The sequence below is a fragment of the Massilia sp. IC2-476 genome (assembly GCF_020707295.1).
In the GTDB taxonomy this organism is placed as follows: domain Bacteria; phylum Pseudomonadota; class Gammaproteobacteria; order Burkholderiales; family Burkholderiaceae_D; genus Telluria.
Map to the genome: position 1 here is coordinate 536124 of NZ_JAJFER010000003.1, position 14863 is coordinate 550986.

Annotated in this window: 15 protein-coding genes and 1 pseudogene; 6 read left to right on the forward strand and 10 right to left on the reverse strand. The window is 67.4% G+C overall.

Features of this window, described 5'->3' with window-relative positions:
- Positions 1 to 81 precede the first annotated feature (81 nt).
- Complete coding sequence (locus tag LK539_RS11425; RefSeq protein ID WP_227801026.1) at positions 82 to 1545, reverse strand: catalase; 1464 nt, start codon at positions 1543 to 1545, stop codon at positions 82 to 84.
- A gap of 94 nt (positions 1546 to 1639) precedes the next feature.
- Positions 1640 to 3100: an App1 family protein gene (locus LK539_RS11430; RefSeq protein ID WP_227801027.1), complete on the reverse strand. Its 1461-nt coding sequence runs from the start codon at positions 3098 to 3100 to the stop codon at positions 1640 to 1642.
- A gap of 191 nt (positions 3101 to 3291) precedes the next feature.
- Between LK539_RS11430 and LK539_RS11435 the strand changes: the two genes are divergently transcribed.
- On the forward strand, positions 3292 to 3864 hold the full coding sequence (locus tag LK539_RS11435) for a hypothetical protein (protein ID WP_227801028.1): 573 nt from the start codon (positions 3292 to 3294) through the stop codon (positions 3862 to 3864).
- Between the two features lie 167 nt (positions 3865 to 4031).
- Here LK539_RS11435 and LK539_RS11440 read toward each other — a convergent pair whose 3' ends face one another.
- Genes LK539_RS11440 through LK539_RS11450 form a run of 3 tightly spaced genes read right to left on the reverse strand, consistent with a single transcriptional unit; the run spans position 4032 to position 6339 of the window.
- Positions 4032 to 4268: a hypothetical protein gene (locus LK539_RS11440; protein ID WP_227801029.1), complete on the reverse strand. Its 237-nt coding sequence runs from the start codon at positions 4266 to 4268 to the stop codon at positions 4032 to 4034.
- 3 nt (positions 4269 to 4271) lie between these two features.
- On the reverse strand, positions 4272 to 5339 hold the full coding sequence (locus LK539_RS11445) for a Ku protein (protein WP_227801030.1): 1068 nt from the start codon (positions 5337 to 5339) through the stop codon (positions 4272 to 4274).
- A 34-nt stretch (positions 5340 to 5373) separates the two neighbouring features.
- Positions 5374 to 6339, reverse strand: coding sequence for an SDR family oxidoreductase (locus tag LK539_RS11450; RefSeq protein ID WP_227801031.1), 966 nt, complete (start codon positions 6337 to 6339; stop codon positions 5374 to 5376).
- Positions 6340 to 6524: 185 nt separating this feature from the next.
- Between LK539_RS11450 and LK539_RS11455 the strand changes: the two genes are divergently transcribed.
- The 3 genes from LK539_RS11455 to LK539_RS11465 all read left to right on the forward strand — a co-directional run bounded on the left by LK539_RS11455 (position 6525) and on the right by LK539_RS11465 (position 9917).
- Positions 6525 to 7994, forward strand: a complete 1470-nt coding sequence (locus LK539_RS11455) for a diguanylate cyclase (RefSeq protein WP_227801032.1) — start codon at positions 6525 to 6527, stop codon at positions 7992 to 7994.
- Positions 7995 to 8043: 49 nt separating this feature from the next.
- Entirely contained in the window at positions 8044 to 9684 is a 1641-nt protein-coding gene (locus tag LK539_RS11460; protein ID WP_227801033.1) for a SulP family inorganic anion transporter, read from the forward strand.
- 62 nt (positions 9685 to 9746) lie between these two features.
- Positions 9747 to 9917: a hypothetical protein gene (locus LK539_RS11465; protein WP_227801034.1), complete on the forward strand. Its 171-nt coding sequence runs from the start codon at positions 9747 to 9749 to the stop codon at positions 9915 to 9917.
- A 105-nt stretch (positions 9918 to 10022) separates the two neighbouring features.
- Here the strand turns inward: LK539_RS11465 and LK539_RS11470 are convergent, their stop codons facing one another.
- Positions 10023 to 10655: a 1-acyl-sn-glycerol-3-phosphate acyltransferase gene (locus LK539_RS11470; protein ID WP_227801035.1), complete on the reverse strand. Its 633-nt coding sequence runs from the start codon at positions 10653 to 10655 to the stop codon at positions 10023 to 10025.
- A 168-nt stretch (positions 10656 to 10823) separates the two neighbouring features.
- On the opposite strand from LK539_RS11470, the pseudogene arsC reads away from it, so the two are divergent.
- A pseudogene (arsC, locus tag LK539_RS11475) lies at positions 10824 to 11168 on the forward strand (arsenate reductase (glutaredoxin)); the annotation flags it as partial.
- Positions 11169 to 11255: 87 nt separating this feature from the next.
- On the opposite strand, the gene LK539_RS11480 reads toward arsC, so the two are convergent.
- The 3 genes from LK539_RS11480 to LK539_RS11490 all read right to left on the reverse strand — a co-directional run bounded on the left by LK539_RS11480 (position 11256) and on the right by LK539_RS11490 (position 13966).
- Entirely contained in the window at positions 11256 to 12482 is a 1227-nt protein-coding gene (locus LK539_RS11480; protein ID WP_227801036.1) for a right-handed parallel beta-helix repeat-containing protein, read from the reverse strand.
- A gap of 118 nt (positions 12483 to 12600) precedes the next feature.
- Positions 12601 to 13038: a thioesterase family protein gene (locus tag LK539_RS11485; RefSeq protein ID WP_227801037.1), complete on the reverse strand. Its 438-nt coding sequence runs from the start codon at positions 13036 to 13038 to the stop codon at positions 12601 to 12603.
- A 76-nt stretch (positions 13039 to 13114) separates the two neighbouring features.
- Positions 13115 to 13966 carry an endonuclease/exonuclease/phosphatase family protein gene (locus LK539_RS11490; RefSeq protein ID WP_227801038.1) on the reverse strand — a complete coding sequence of 284 codons (852 nt, stop codon included), beginning with the start codon at positions 13964 to 13966 and terminating at the stop codon, positions 13115 to 13117.
- Between the two features lie 100 nt (positions 13967 to 14066).
- On the opposite strand from LK539_RS11490, the gene LK539_RS11495 reads away from it, so the two are divergent.
- Positions 14067 to 14402 (forward strand): hypothetical protein, encoded by a 336-nt coding sequence (locus LK539_RS11495; RefSeq protein ID WP_227801039.1) that lies wholly within the window; start codon positions 14067 to 14069, stop codon positions 14400 to 14402.
- A 4-nt stretch (positions 14403 to 14406) separates the two neighbouring features.
- Here LK539_RS11495 and LK539_RS11500 read toward each other — a convergent pair whose 3' ends face one another.
- A complete protein-coding gene (locus LK539_RS11500; RefSeq protein WP_227801147.1) occupies positions 14407 to 14805 on the reverse strand; it encodes a DUF4019 domain-containing protein in 399 nt (132 codons plus the stop codon).
- Between the last annotated feature and the right edge of the window lie 58 nt (positions 14806 to 14863).

The window sequence follows — 14863 nt, forward strand, 5'->3', positions numbered from 1 at the left end:
CACGTGCTTCTCTGAGCTGACTGAAAAACCGTCGTCCCGGCGCAGGCCGGGACCCAAGTTCGTTCCGAAGCTACCTGCGCATCAATCGACGTTGCGGCCCAGCGCCTTCAGCGAAGCCCTGACGCCACGTCCATACGCCGCATCCGCCTTGTCGAACTGCCTCAACTGCCGCACCAGGATCTCCTCGTCCACCTGGCTGAGTGGCCCCGCCAGGTTGTCGCACAGGTTCTGGCGCGCTGAGGCCGTCATCAGGCGGAACAGATTGCCGGCCTGGGTGTAGTCGTCTTCCATCCCACGGAAGTCATAGCGCCCGGCGTCACCCGTGATCGGCAGCTCCGGTTCGCCGTGGCCCATGCCCAGGGCGCCGCGGCCGACGCTGTCGATGGTGGCGTAGTTGCGCGCCGCGCCGCCGTTGGCGATCGCCATGGCGCCGTCGCGCTGCTGGTTGTGGAAAGGGCAGCGCGGGGCGTTCACCGGCAGGTGCTGGTGGTTGGTGCCGACCCGGTACAGCTGGGCGTCGTGGTAGGCGAACAGGCGGCCTTGCAGCATCTTGTCCGGCGAGTAGCCCATGCCCGGCACCACGTTGGCCGGGGAGAAGGCGGCCTGCTCGACTTCGGCATGGTAGTTGTCCGGGTTGCGGTTCAGCTCCAGTACCCCTACCGGCAGCATCGGGAAGTCGCCGTGCGGCCACACCTTGGTCATGTCGAACGGGTTCCAGCCGGTGCGCTGCTCCCAGTCCGCCAGTTGCTGCGCGCTGGCCACCTGGACCTTCACATCCCACTGCGGATACTCGCCCCGGCCGATCGACGCGAACAGGTCGCGCTGGGCGTAGTCCGGGTCGCTGCCGGCGATGCGCACCGCGTCGCTGGCGCTGAGGTTCCGGATGCCCTGGCGCGTCTTGAAATGCCACTTCACGTAGACCCGTTCGCCGGCTTCGTTGATCAGGCTATAGGTATGGCTGCCGAAACCGTCCATGTGGCGGTAGCCGTCCGGGGTGCCGCGATCCGAGAACAGGATCGTCACCTGGTGCAGGCTTTCCGGGGCGCGGCTCCAGAAGTCGAACATCATGTTGGCCGACTTCAGGTTGGTCTGCGGATCGCGCTTCTGGGTGTGGATGAAGTCCGGGAACTTGATCGGATCCTTCAGGAAGAACACCGGGGTGTTGTTGCCCACCAGGTCCCAGTTGCCTTCCTCGGTATAGAAGCGCAGGGCGAAGCCGCGCGGATCGCGTTCGGTGTCGGCGCTGCCTTTTTCACCGCCGACGGTGGAAAAGCGCAGGAACACCGGGGTCTGCTTGCCGACCTCGGCGAACAGTTTCGCCTTGGTGAAGGGACGTAGGTCGTGGGTGACGGTGAAGGTGCCGTAGGCGCCCGAGCCCTTGGCATGCACGACGCGTTCCGGAATGCGCTCGCGGTTGAAGTGCTGCAGTTTTTCGATCAGGTGGAAATCCTGCAGCAGCAGCGGGCCGCGTGGGCCGGCGCTGAGCGAATTCTGGTTGTCGGCGACCGGGATGCCGGATGCGGTGGTCAGGCGGGGCTGGGTCATGCGTGAATCTCCTGGTGTTGTCAATCGATAGGAGGATTCTATGGCCCAGCAGTATATTAATAAATTTGATTAATATGATCGCACTGATAGGTTTTCATAATGCAGTGCCTGGTGGGGATGCCAGCTCGTCGTCGCGCTTGTCGGTCCGGATCGATGCCAGCCGGTCGACCGCGATCAGGCCTTCGGCTGCCGCATGCGAAGCGGCGAACACGCTGTCCGGCGACAGCACCAGCTGGGTGCCGACGGCACTGACCTCGTCGATCAGGCGATCGAGGGCGTCGATGCGCGACGGGTCGGGATTGACGTTGCGGATATAGATCATCTTTACCGCACCCGGATGACGGCGCACGACTTCGGTGTAGATTTCGGGATCCTGTTCGCCGCTGTCGCCGATCAGGATGAACTGCATGCCGGGATAGAAATCGATGATGCGTTCGATCTGCTCGAGCTTGTGGTTGCCGTGCTCGGTCAGCTTGAGCACCTGGCGCACGCTCAGTTCGCGCAGCAGCAGGGGGCCGAGCGGGATGTCCTGCAGTTTCAGGAAGTCGACCAGCGGACCGTACAGGTGCCAGGGGCTGCTCGACACATAGAACAGCGGATTGTCCTCGTTGCCGCTCACGCCATCGCGCAGTGCGCGGTAAAAGCCGGCGACCCCCTTGAAAGGCTTGCGCGTGTGGTGGTTGGTGCGGGCCAGCATCAGCGCCATGTTCAGCTTGTTGGTGACATTGGTCCACAGGACGGTGTCGTCGATGTCGCTGATGATGCCGAAGCGGGCGCCGGTGGCCGGGACCTTGATGTCGGCCTGGGCGCGCAGCGCCGCGCCGTCGGGCTGGACGTTGTCCGGGAACTCGAGCTCGACGGTGTGCCAGCCGGGGGACAAGGGTGCATCGGGAGCGAAATCGAAGGAAAAATAGCCGCCGGCGTCGGTACGGGTCTCGAAGGTCTGCGCCTGGAGGCGGGCCAGCACGCGCGCATCGGCGACTTCGTCGGACTCGAGGCGGCGGTACAGCGCGACCAGGTTCTGCCAGCCGCTGTCGGTGCCGCTCTGTTCGCGGAAGGCCGCTTCGTCCAGCAGGCGGCCTTTCAGCCAGATCCGGTGCGTGTTGCCGAAACCGAGGTAGGGCACCGCCAGCAGGCGCCGTCCGTGTTCGGGCGCGCGCAGCCGGCGCAGCGCGTCCAGGGCCAGTACGCCGGCGCTGCGGGCCAGGCGCCGTCCCAGCGGCGTGGCGGGGTTCTGCGCCGGGCTGGCCGGCTGCAGCCGTTCGGCCGCCTTGGCCACCGGCGTCGCGCGCGGCGCGCCGCGCTCCACCCACACGCTGCCGCCGGCGCTACGCGTCAGCAGCAGGGCCTGCTGCACCTCCTGGGGCTTGAGCGGATCGACCGCTGTGGCCATCACGTGGACCGCCGTGCCCGTTTCGCGCAGGCGCGCGATCTCGCTTTCGGTGAGCAGGCCGGGGTTGAGGTAGAGCGCGGCCCTGGCCAGGTCGACCCGGGCGGCGACGTCATCGAAACCGGCACGTGTCAACACGAGGAAGGGCATGGCGCTGTCTGGCATGGTGATCTGGTCGGTAATGGAGACAGCCCAAGTATCCCTCACCCGGGCGGAATCGAACGCACGGTTTCGGCTTGGCGGGAGCGTAGGAAGCGCGGCGGGCAGGGCAGCGCGACAATCGCGGTGCGCGCAGCCGTGCATGTCGTATTTCTCTGGCAAGCTAGACTGCCTTCTTTGCTACCCGCCTGCCTGCCATGAATATCGTCTGTATCGCCTGGGGTTCCCTGCTGTGGAAGCCCGCACCCCTGAAGCTGGCCTCCGGCTGGCACCCCGGCGGCCCGCGCCTGCCGATCGAATTCGTGCGCAAGAGCGACGACAGCGCCGAAGTGGCCCTGGTGCTGTGCGAGGGCGCGCGGCCCATGCCGACCTATTGGGCCTACCTGGCCACCGCAGACCTGACGGAAGCGCGCGCGATGCTGGGCGCGCGCGAAAAGATCACACCCGCGCGGCCGGACTGGATCGGCAGCATTCCGTCACGCGAGGGAGCGCACGAGGATGCCCGCATCGCCGCCTGGCTGCGCCGCATGCGCATCGACGCCGCGGTCTGGACCGCGCTGCCGGCCAAGTTCGAGGGAGAGTCGGGACGGGTGCCGACGCCGGACGAGGTGGTGCGCACGCTCGACAGCCTGCCCGAGGAGGAGCGCGCGGAGGCGGAACGCTACCTGCGTCATACGCCGGCGCATATCGACACCCACTACCGCCGCATCATCGCGCAACGCCTGGGATGGCACGCGCAGCGTGATGCTCACGTGACCAGCATGCGCTGAAGGCGCAGACGTTTCCGTTACTGTAGGGTGGGCGGGTCTCCCGCCCACGCGGTGATACGCGGCCATGCGTGCAGCAAGTGCATGCGAAACCACGAAGCAGCAGTGAGTCGAACGCGCGGTCGGCAGAGCCGACCACCCTACCCAATGCGCTTGTCGCTCAGGCAGTCCTACGCCGACTCGTTCTTGAAGATCCCGCGGATGTTGGTCACCATCAGCGCCGTCTGCAGCGCAATCAGGGCCCAGGCCTCGTCGTGGATGCCCCAGATGATCCACAGCACGTTGCTGAGGATGAAGGTGCAGAAGCCGAACACGCGCCTTTCGGCGCGCTTGGAGCCGATCAGGTAGGCCGCAACGAGGGTGACCAGCATCGCCGGCCACTGGAGGAAATCGATGAATTCATCCATCCGTCACGCCGCCTTCCTGCGGCGCGCGGGAGCCGTCGATGGAGCGCCGGTGGACTTGGCGGCAGTCTTCTTCGCAGCCGGTTTCGCCGCAGCCTTGGTCGCGGTCTTGCGCTTGGGCGCGGCGCCGCTGGCGGCCACCCGGTCGGTGCCGTGTGCGGCCGTCTTGCGGGCGCGTGGCGGCGGCGCTTCTTCCTCGTCCTCGTCATCGCGGGACGGGCGGCGCTTCTTCGGCGGCGGGTCGTCGTCATCGTCGTCATCGTCCGCGGCTTTCGACGGCTTCTTGCCCAGGCTGGCCTGCAGCAGCGAGACCAGGTCGATGACCTTGCCGGTTTCGCGCTTTGTTTCGCCTGGTTCGGGCATGGTGATGGTCTTGGTCTGGTGCGCCTTGACCTTCTTCTCGATCAGGGCCAGCACGTCTTCGCGGTAGGTGTCGTGGTACTGCTCGGGATCCCAGTCCTCGGCCATGCCCTGCACGAGGGCCATCGCCATCTTGAGTTCCTTGTCCGTGATCTGGGCCTTCTTGTCGTCGGCCTCGGGGATCTTGAGGTCGCCCGCATCGCGGATCTCGTCGGCATAGCGCAGCGTGTTCATGACGATGGTGTCGCCCACGCAGACCAGCGCCGCCAGGTGCTGCTTGACGCGGATGACCACGCGCGCGATGCCGATCTTGCCGGCCTTGCGCAGTGTCTCGCGCAGCAGCGCGTAGACCTTGTCGCCGCCCTTGCCGGGTGCGAGGTAGTAGGGCTGCTCGAAGTACAGCAGCGAGACGTCCTCGGCATCGACGAAGGCGAGGATGTCGATGGTCTGGGTCGCCTCCGGGTTGGCGCGCCGCAGGTCTTCGTCGGACAGCACGACGTATTCGCCGCTGGTGTACTCGTAGCCCTTGACGATGTCGTCCCAGGAGACTTCCTTGCCGTTGCCCTTGTTGTAGCGCTTGAAGCCGACCGGCGAGAAGTCGCGCCGGTCGAGCATGGTCAGGTCGAGCCCCTTGTTGTCGACCGCCGGATACATATCGACGGGGATGTGCACCAGTCCAAAGCTGATCGCACCCTTCCACATGCTGCGCGGCATACGCGTTCTCCTTATTGTTGACCTGGTGTCGGCCTCACTCGCCGACGGTGCCGGTGATCGGCAGGATCACGCCGGTGATGTAGCCCGAGCACACCGGCGACGCGAGGAACACGTAGGCCGGCGACAGTTCTTCCGGCTGGGCCGGACGCTTGAAGGTGGTGCTGGCGCCGAATTCCTTGATCTGCTCAGGCGACTGGTCGGCCGGGTTCAGCGGGGTCCAGACCGGGCCCGGGGCCACGCAGTTGACGCGGATGCCCTGGTCGATCACGCTGGCCGCCAGCGACATGGTGAAGGCGTGGATCGCGCCCTTGGTGGCCGAGTAGTCGAGCAGTTTCTTCGAGCCTTTCAGGCCGGTCACCGAACCCGTGTTGATGATCGACGAGCCTTCCTTCAGGTAGGGCAGGGCGGCGCGCGCCATGTGGAAGTAGCCGTAGATGTTGGTGCGGAAGGTCTCGTCCAGGCGGTCCTCGGTGATGTCCAGCAGCGAGCTGGCGTGCTCCTGGAAGGCGGCGTTGTTCACCAGGATGTCGAGGCGCCCGAATTCGGCGACCACCTTCTCGACCGCGTCCTTGCAGAACTCGGCGTCCTTGACGTCGCCCGCGATGGTCACGCAGCGCTGGCCTTCGGCCTCGATGCAGCGCTTGGTTTCGGCGGCGTCCTCGTGTTCGTTCAGGTACATCACGGCGACGTCGGCGCCTTCGCGCGCGTACAGCACCGCGACCGCGCGGCCGATGCCGGAATCGGCTCCGGTGACGATCGCCGTCATGCCGGCCAGCTTGCCGCTGCCCTTGTACTGCTCGGCCATGAACTTCGGTTTCTGCTCCATCTGGGCCTCGATGCCCGGCTTGGCGAGGTGCTGCTCGGGCATCGGCGGGGCCGGCTGCTGGATCCCGGTCTGCACCGGCTCCTCGTTCTCGGCCTTCTGCATGCTGCCGTCGCGCTGGTCCTGGCGGCTCTGGATCGCCTTCTGCTTGTTTGCCACGTCATCCTGGTTTGCCATTGCAATACTCCTGATAGGTTCTGCGTTCGATCGACCGGGAGAGTATTCAATGGCGCGCCCATGTGCGACAGTGCGCTTCCACACACTCGGAGACAAATCTTCGCTATCGGTTCAAGGTGCTTTATGGCAAACTTTCCATCGTTTTGGTCTGGAACCGCTTGTCAGGAATGAAAATGGAAGAAGGGATGTCCCCGCACCACGGCGCACCTGCGCCGGCCAGTTGCCTGTTCGTCAATCCGGCCGCGCCGCGCCGCGCCGGCTTCCAGCGCGACTGCGGCGCCCTGTTCGCGCAGCTGCGCGTGGCCGATGGCGCCGAAAGCGCGAGCGAGCTGCTGGCGCAGCAGCCGGCGGACCTCTTGGTGCTCGACCTCGAACGCTTCGAGATCGGCATCGACCTGGCGGCCCTCGGCCAGCTGGTCGCGCAGCGCGCCGGCGCGCCGGTGCTGGTGCTGTGCCCCTTCACCAATGCGCGCTGGCTGCCGGCGCTGATGGCCCACGGCCCGCTGGACTATGCGATCGGTCCCTTCGGCCCGGGCGAGCTCCAGCCCCAGGTCGCCGCGCGCCTGGCGCAGGGCTTTACGGGAGCGCCGGCACCAGGCCCGGTCGAGGTGGAGCTGGCTTCGCTGCTGGCGGTGCGCAGCGAGGCCCAGCAGGCGCTGGCCGAAGCCGACGACAGCATCCGCTTCGGCGAACGCCTGTGCGTGGCCTTGCAGGGCTGGCCCGGCGTGCTGCACGCGGCGATGTTCCAGCTTCACGAGGGTGGCGACCTGCGCCTCGAAGCGCAGCACGGCGCGGCGGGCCTCGACCTGGCTGCGATCCTGGGGCGGGCCGAGCGCCTGCTGCAGTCGCCGCTGCGCCATGCCTTCCCCGGCCTGCTGGCCGCCGCCAGCGGCGAACCGGCGTTGCTGGATGCCCTCGACAAGGCGGGCGAGCCGGAGCTGGCGCAAGCCCTGCACGCGCGCGGCGTGCAAATGGTGCTGGGTGTCCCGATTCCAGCTTCCGGCCCCGGCGCGCCGCGCGGCTCCCTGTGCCTGCTGTTCGGGCATGCGCGCCCGTTCTCGCGCGCCGAGCTGGGCGCCTTTGCCGATCTGGCCCAGCTGGCCGCGTTTGGTTTGCGCATGGCCGAGATGATGCGCGAAAGCGAAGAGCTGCTGGGCCGCGTGACCCAGCTGGCAACGCTGGATGCGCTCACCGGCGTGGCCAACCGGCGCCACGGCGAATACCTGCTGGAGCAGGAAATCAAGCGTGCGCGCCGCTACCGCCTGCCGCTGGCGCTGATCGCCTTCGATATCGACCGCTTCCGCAACATCAACGACGCCTACGGCCACCCGGTCGGCGACGTGGCGCTGCGCACCGTGGCCGACACGGTCCGTGCGCTGCTGCGTTCGAGCGACGCGCTGGTGCGCTCGGGCGGCGAGGAATTCCAGGTGATCGCCCCGCACACCAGCGCGATCGATGGCCTCAAGCTGGCCGAGAAGCTGCGCGCCGCCATCGAGCAGGCCGAGATCCCGGGTTGCGACCACCTGACGGTGAGCCTGGGCGTGGCCCAGCTGGGCGAACTGGAAAACGGCGATTCGCTGGCAGTCCGGGTCAACGCGGCCCTGGCGCGCGCCAAGCGGGCAGGGCGCAACTGCGTCGAACTCGCGATGCAATAAGCTCGTATCGCTGTGGTAGGCTAGCGGCTTTTCTGTAAGCAATACTCTTATGCTCCAGTGGATGCGGCACTACCGGCGTAGCATGCTGCCGGGCGACATCAGCGCCGGCATCGTGGTGGCGATGATGATGATCCCGCAGGGCATGGCCTACGCCCTGGTGGCCGGGCTGCCGCCGGTGGTCGGGATCTACGCCAGCATCGTGCCGCCGGTCCTGTACGCCTTGTTCGGCACCAGCAGCACCCAGTCGGTGGGGCCGATGGCGATCATCTCGCTGATGACGGCATCCATCCTGGCGCCGCTGGCCGCCCCCGGCAGCGCCCTGTACGGCGTGCTGGCCGCGCAGCTGGCCCTGCTCTCGGGCGCGGTGCTGCTTGCCTGCGGCCTGCTGCGCATCGGCTTTCTCGCCAACTTTTTCTCGCGTCCCGTGATGAGCGGCTTCACCATCGGTTCGGCGCTCCTGATCGCCTGGGGCCAGCTGCCGGCCCTGCTGGGCGCGGCGCCGCCGCAGCTGCATGCTGCCAGCGCGGCGCTGGGCCTGGGCGCGCTGGCGCTGCTGGTGTGGGCGCGCAGGTTTCTAGCGGGCGCCCTGCAGCGGCTCGGCATGGCGCCGGCCGCGGCCGACATCGGAGCGAAGCTGGCGCCCATGCTGGTCGTGGTCGGCGCCACCGCCCTGGTGGCGGGGCTCGGGCTCGACCGGCTGGGCGTGGCCACCACCGGGGCGGTCCCGGCCGGCTTGCCGGGACTGAACCTGGCCACTTCCAGCGCGCACTGGCAGGCGCTGCTGCAGCCGGCACTCCTGGTCGGCTTCATGGTCTTCCTGATCAGCATGTCCGGCGCCCAGACCCTCGCCCTCAAGCGCGGCGAAAAGCTGGGCAGCAACCGCGAACTGGTGGGACTGGGCGTGGCCAATATCGGCAGCGCCCTGAGCGGCGGCTTCCCGGTGACCGGCAGCATCTCGCGTTCGGCCGTGAATTTCGCGGCCGGCGCCAATTCGCAGCTGGCGAGCCTGATCACGGCGGCGCTGCTTGCGGCGGCCCTGGTCGCGCCCACCGGCTGGCTGGCGCTGCTGCCGCTGCCGGTGCTGGCGGCCACCATCATCGTGGCGGTGCTGGGCATGCTCGACCTGTCGACCCTGCGCACCGCCTGGCATTACGACCGCGCCGACGCCGCGGCCTTGCTGGCGACTGCGTGCGGGGTGCTAGGGCTGGGTGTGGAAGCGGGCGTGGTGGTGGGCGTGGCGCTGTCGATGGGAGCGCTGATCTGGCGCGCCAGCCGTCCGCACATTGCGGTGCTGGGACGCATCGCCGGCACCGAGCACTTCCGCAACGTGGATCGCTATTCCACCGAGACCGCACCGGGCCTGCTCCTGCTGCGCGTGGACGCCGGCCTGTTCTTCGGGAACGTCGAGGCGGTCAACGAACGCATCGAGGACGAGCTGGCCGCGCAGCCGGACACGCGCCACCTGGTGCTGGTGCTGTCGGCGGTGAATGCGATCGACACCTCGGCCCTGTTCGGGCTGGAGGAATTGAATACTTCGCTGCGCCAGCGCGGCGTGCTGCTGCACCTGGCCGAAGTCAAGGGACCGGTGATGGACCGGCTGCGCCACAGCACGCTGCTGCAAGCGCTGAATGGCCGACTCTTCCTGAGTGCGGCGATGGCCTGGGATGAACTGGCCGCCGACAAGGCTTAACCTTGCCCTAATAAACCGCTGCCAGACTGGCAAGATTCAAAACAACGATCTCTGGAGACACGATGCGCTACCACCTGCCGACCCTGGCGTTCTTCGCCGCTGCCGCCATCCTGTATTACCTCGGGCTGCGCGAGGATGCGGGGCTGATGTTCCTGGCGGGTGGTGTGGCGGAACTGCTGGCATGGAAGCGCCTGTTCAAAAGGCGCGACGCCATCCAGGCGCCAGGGCGTTAACGCTGATTACCTGCGCTTCCGGATCGTGCGGCGGCGGGAAAAAACATGCGGTGAAGCGAGTTCCGAGCCGGGTGGCCGCGCTTGACCACCCCAATGCATCGGCGCTCAGGCGCGGCGGCGCTGCGGTTCCGACGGGTCGCGCGGCGGCGCCAGCTTGATGGGCGCGGCCTGGTCCGGGTAGCGGCCCTGGCGGCCTGCGTAGACGGCGGCGATGGCTGCCATGTCCTTCTCGGTGTCGCCCGTCAGGGTCAGGGTGTCGGTCACGCTGAGCACCTTGGTGCCGTAGTCGATGTAGACCAGCAGCAGCGGCACGTTCGCGGTGGTGGCAAGGTGGTAGAAACCGCTTTTCCAGTGCGGACGGTAGCTGCGCGTACCTTCCGGCGTGATCGCGATCCAGCACCATGGTGCGGCCAGCATGTCTTCGGCCAGCTTGCGCGTCGCGCCCATCGAGGCCCGGCGGTCGACGGCGATACCGCCCCAGTAGCGCATGATCGTGCCCATCACGCCGCGGAACAGCGAATCCTTGGCCAGCCAGCGGAACTTCAGGCCGACCGCCCACTTGGCGAACAGGCCGACCAGGAAATCCCAGTTCGAGGTGTGCGGGTAAACCACGGCAATCCCGTGCGGCCCCGGCAGGGGTTTGTAATGCACGTTCCAGCCGGCCAGGTTGAGCAGGCGAAGCGCGGTGCGCTGGCCCCAGGTGGGAAGTGCTGCGGGCCGCAGCAGGTACTCGCTCATCGGTTCTCTTTCAAAGTGTTTCCCTGCCAGCATTTGTTGCCAACGGAAAAATAAGCGACGAATTCTATAGCGAGCCCGAGCGAGGAACAAGCAAAAAAGCTGGTGTCAGTGATGTGCTGTGGTTATGATGCCGCTAGTTTTTCGGCAATATTGATGAGAATTTAACAGATGGATATCACGATTTACCATAACCCGCGCTGCGGGACCTCGCGCAATACCCTGGCCGCCATCCGCGAGGCCGGCCATGAACCGCAGGTGATCGACTACCTGACGACGCCGCCGACGCGTGAACCGCTGCGCGAGATGATCGCTGCCGCCGGCCTGACGGTGCGCGATGCCGTACGCAGTAAAGAAGCCCTGTTTGGGGAACTCGGGCTGGATGGCCCCGGCGTCGGCGACGAGGCTCTGCTCGACGCGATGCTCGCGCATCCGGTCTTGATCAACCGGCCGTTCGTGGTCACGCCGAAGGGCGTGCGACTATGCCGGCCTTTCGAGCTGGTGCGCGAGATCCTCTAAGAACGCATGGTAGTTCCCCCACGGTTCTTGCCGTGGGAGGTGCCAGGCGCATTGAGTAGTAGCGGCCTACTGGGGCGGCCTATTCTATTGGGCCGCCGGTGAGGGCACGCCCGCCGGTTCCGCCTCGGTATAGGGCACGGCGCCGATGTCGATCTGGCGGCGCGGCCGCAGGGCCACGGCGTCGCCGGCGTCCGGCGCCAGGCCCTTTCCGATGGCGGGCGAGCCCGGCTGGAGCCGGAAGTCCGGCGTGGGCAGCGAGCGGCTGTAGTCGGCGAACAGCGGGGCCGCGGTGACGGTGCCGGAGTGCTGGCGGCCGGCCGACAGTCTCCAGTCGCCGCCCGAATTCTGGAACACCAGGTTGTTGCGGTAGCTGATGTTGGCGCCGGTCGCTCCCTGTTCGAGGATGCCGTGGCCGTTGTCGTAGACGATATTGTTCGCGGTGTGGGTGTGGTCGTTCGGTCCCTTGCTGTGATAGAAGTCGCCGCCCCCGACCACGATGCCGGTGCCGCAGCCGACCACCGTGTTGCCGCGGATCGTGACGTTGCTGGCGTCGTGCCACAGGTGGATGCCGGCGCCGGAAGCGCGGTAGATGATGTTGTCGCGCACGGTGGCCGTGGTGCTGACGTAGATGCCGTGCATGTAGCGGCACTCGGGCGGGCCGATGTCGTGCACGTGGTTGCCGACCACTTCGGCGTCGTTGCCCTTGTAGTAGCTGTCGATGCCGATGCCGGCCCCGCCCTTGGCTTCGCAGGGTACGTCGTTGCCGATGTGGTGGATGTGGTTGTGGTGGATGCCGTTGTGCGAGCCGCCGTTGTAGATGCCGCTCAGCCACTTCATGCCGCTCTGGTACTGGCCGCCGTCGATTTCGAAGCCGATGATGTCGAGGTAGTTGGCGCGGTTGTCCCAGGCCGCCGGCTGGCGCGAATCGAGTGGCGGCACCAGCCGCGCGCCGCCGCGCTCGGTGGACTCGAACACGATGCGCGCTTCCGCGGTGCCGTGGGTGTTGGTGCGCACACCGCCGAAATAGGTGCCGGGCGCGACATGCACCGTGGTGCCGGGCGTGACCGCCTGGGCGGCGCGCGTGAGCGTCCGGAAGGGCTCGTCGCGGGTGCCGGGATTGCTGTCCGAGCCGGACGGCGATACGTACAGGTGGGTGCGCACCAGTTCGGGAATCACGAGGTCTTCCTGGCCCGTTTCGCGCAGGCGGCAGCCGGATAGAAGGGTGAGCGCGATGAGCGCGGCCAGCGCTGCGACCAGGGCAGTGAGGGAGGACAGCTTGGCGAACTGGGCGGTGGACAGGTAATGGCGCATCTTTCCCTCGTGGCAGCGGACGTGACCTGGCCAGTGTCGCCCGTCACAAGCGGAAAGGGGGCCGGTTGCCTCAATGTCTTCCTTGAGCACACTCAATGCGTGGTGTGCGTCAAGCTGCCTACACCGTCGGCGCCACCGCCGGCATGTAGGTATCGACGAACTCGGCCGGCATGCGGCGCGGCCGGCCGCTGCTGATCTCGATGCAGACCAGGTCCCAGCGTCCGCGCAGCACCGTCGCGCCGTCGCTGTCGCGCACCAGCTGGAAGCGCCGCTCCATCGCCAGCTTTCCGTCGCCCGCCACCAGCCAGGTGGCCAGGCGCAGGCGCTCGCCCAGCAGGGTCGGCAGCAGGTAATCGTATTCGCCCCGCCGGATCGCCATCGCGCGGTCCAGGCGCCGGTAATCGTCCAGCGTGAGGCCGAGCTGCTCCGAATGGGCCCAGCCGGCCTGTTCGCACCAGCGCACGTAGACGGCATTGTTCGTATGGTTCAGGCCGTCGATGTCGCCGGCTTCCGGCGTGACGGGCAGGATAAAGGGTTGCGGGTAATCCCAGTCCAATGTGGCCTCTTGAAACAGTGCGCGGCACGCGGCCGCGAAAGCGCCATTGTACGGCCTGCCCGAGCGTGTTGCCCCTTCAGCCCCAGTCGAGTTCCACCAGCAGGGCCTGGTGGTCGGAACCCTGTTCGCTCGCGTCCACCCGCACGCGGCGCACGCGCCCGGCCAGGTCGGCGCTGGCGAACACGTAGTCGAAGGTGAAGGGCGCGCCGGCGCCGGGGCTGGCATCGTGCAGGCCCACCGTGGGAGCGTGGCGCCGGCCCGGCTGCACCAGCTGCCAGCAGTCGCGCCAGGGCTGCACGCCGTCGGCGAAGGGCGCCAGCAGGCGCTGGTGTTCGGGCGAGCCGGGCAGCATGTTGAAGTCGCCCGCCAGCAGGGCCGGCATGGCGCGCGGCGGCACGGCGAACGGGCCGCGGCCGGGCGCGGGCGGGTTGGCGGCGTGCAGGCTCGCCTCGCGGTGCAGTTCGCGCAGGCGCTCGACCTGGGCCATGCGCTGGCGCTGCGAGAAATACTCGAGGTGCACGGCATGCACGCGCAGGGGGCCGCCGGGCGCCACCACCGTCAGTTCGAGCGTGCTGCGCGGCATGCTCATCACCTCGGGCGCGGACGGCCAGGGCAGGGAATGGCGGAACACCTGCAACACAGGGTGGCGAGAGGACACCATCATGCCAAAGCGGCGGCGCGCGCCTGGCCGGTCGCCTGGCTCGGCGGTGTCGCAGGCGAGGGCAGTAAAGCCCGTGTAGCCGGGCAGGCGTTCGCGCAGCATGGCGAACTGGTCTTCGCCAGCGGGGGTATAGCCGCTTGAAACTTCTTGAACACAAAGCATGTCAAAACTGCAAAAGCGGTCGAGGCATGCGATGATACGGTCGAGGTCGGTCTTGCCGTCCAGGCTGCGGCCGGACTGGATGTTCCAGGTGACGAGCTTGAACATGAAGGGTCCTTTCAGTGGACCCACAGGCTAGCCTGCGGGCCCGGGAGGACGTTTGAACAAGGTCAGGCGTGCGGGGAAGCGGCGCCAGTGAGGAAGCTGAATGTTTACGATGATCCTGCTGCTCTACCTGCAGCAGCACGGCGATGTGATGCTCGAGAGTACGAGCTTGCGCGGAACATACAAGACGAAGAAAGCCTGCGAGGCGGCCGCGCTGCGGGCGCGCGGGCCCTTACCGACGCCGCAGGGCTATGCCGCGGCCTGGCACGACGCGCTCTGCATCCCGGTCAACCGCGGCGTGATCGTCAACGAGGGCAAGCCGGTCGACCTGGGCAAGCTGCTGCAGGGGCGCCCGCCGGTCGTGTGCGAAGGCACCGGCGCCTGGCGCCGGGTGGTGGAGCTGTGCGCGCCGACGGCCAAGGGCCCGGGGCCGCGCTAGGCGCTCAGTCCGAGGCGACGGTGTAGCCGGTCACGCGCCACTTGCCATCCTGGTCGAGCACGGTGGTGACGTTCTCGCGCACCTGCTTGTCCTTCTCGAATTGCGAGTCGAACTCGAACTTGACCCGCTTGCCGCCCGCTTCGGGCGCCGTGGTCACGAGTTTTCGTGCGCGCAGCTGGCCGAGCGGCAGGTGCACCGCGCTGAGCAGCATGTTCCAGGCGAACTTCGGGGTTTTCGCGCGCACCTCGTTCGCGCTTGCCTCGTAGGCGGCCGCATAGTTTTCGGCGTCCACCAGTTTCAGCCACTCCTGCGCCGCGCCGTGGGCGGCCGTGATGACCCGGCCCTCCTGGGCGTGGGCCGGGGCGGCGGACAGGCAGCAGACCGCGAGCACGGCGGCGATCATCGTTTTCACATCCATCTCCTTGTTCGTTGATGGCGGCATCTTAGCGTGCCGCGCCCCT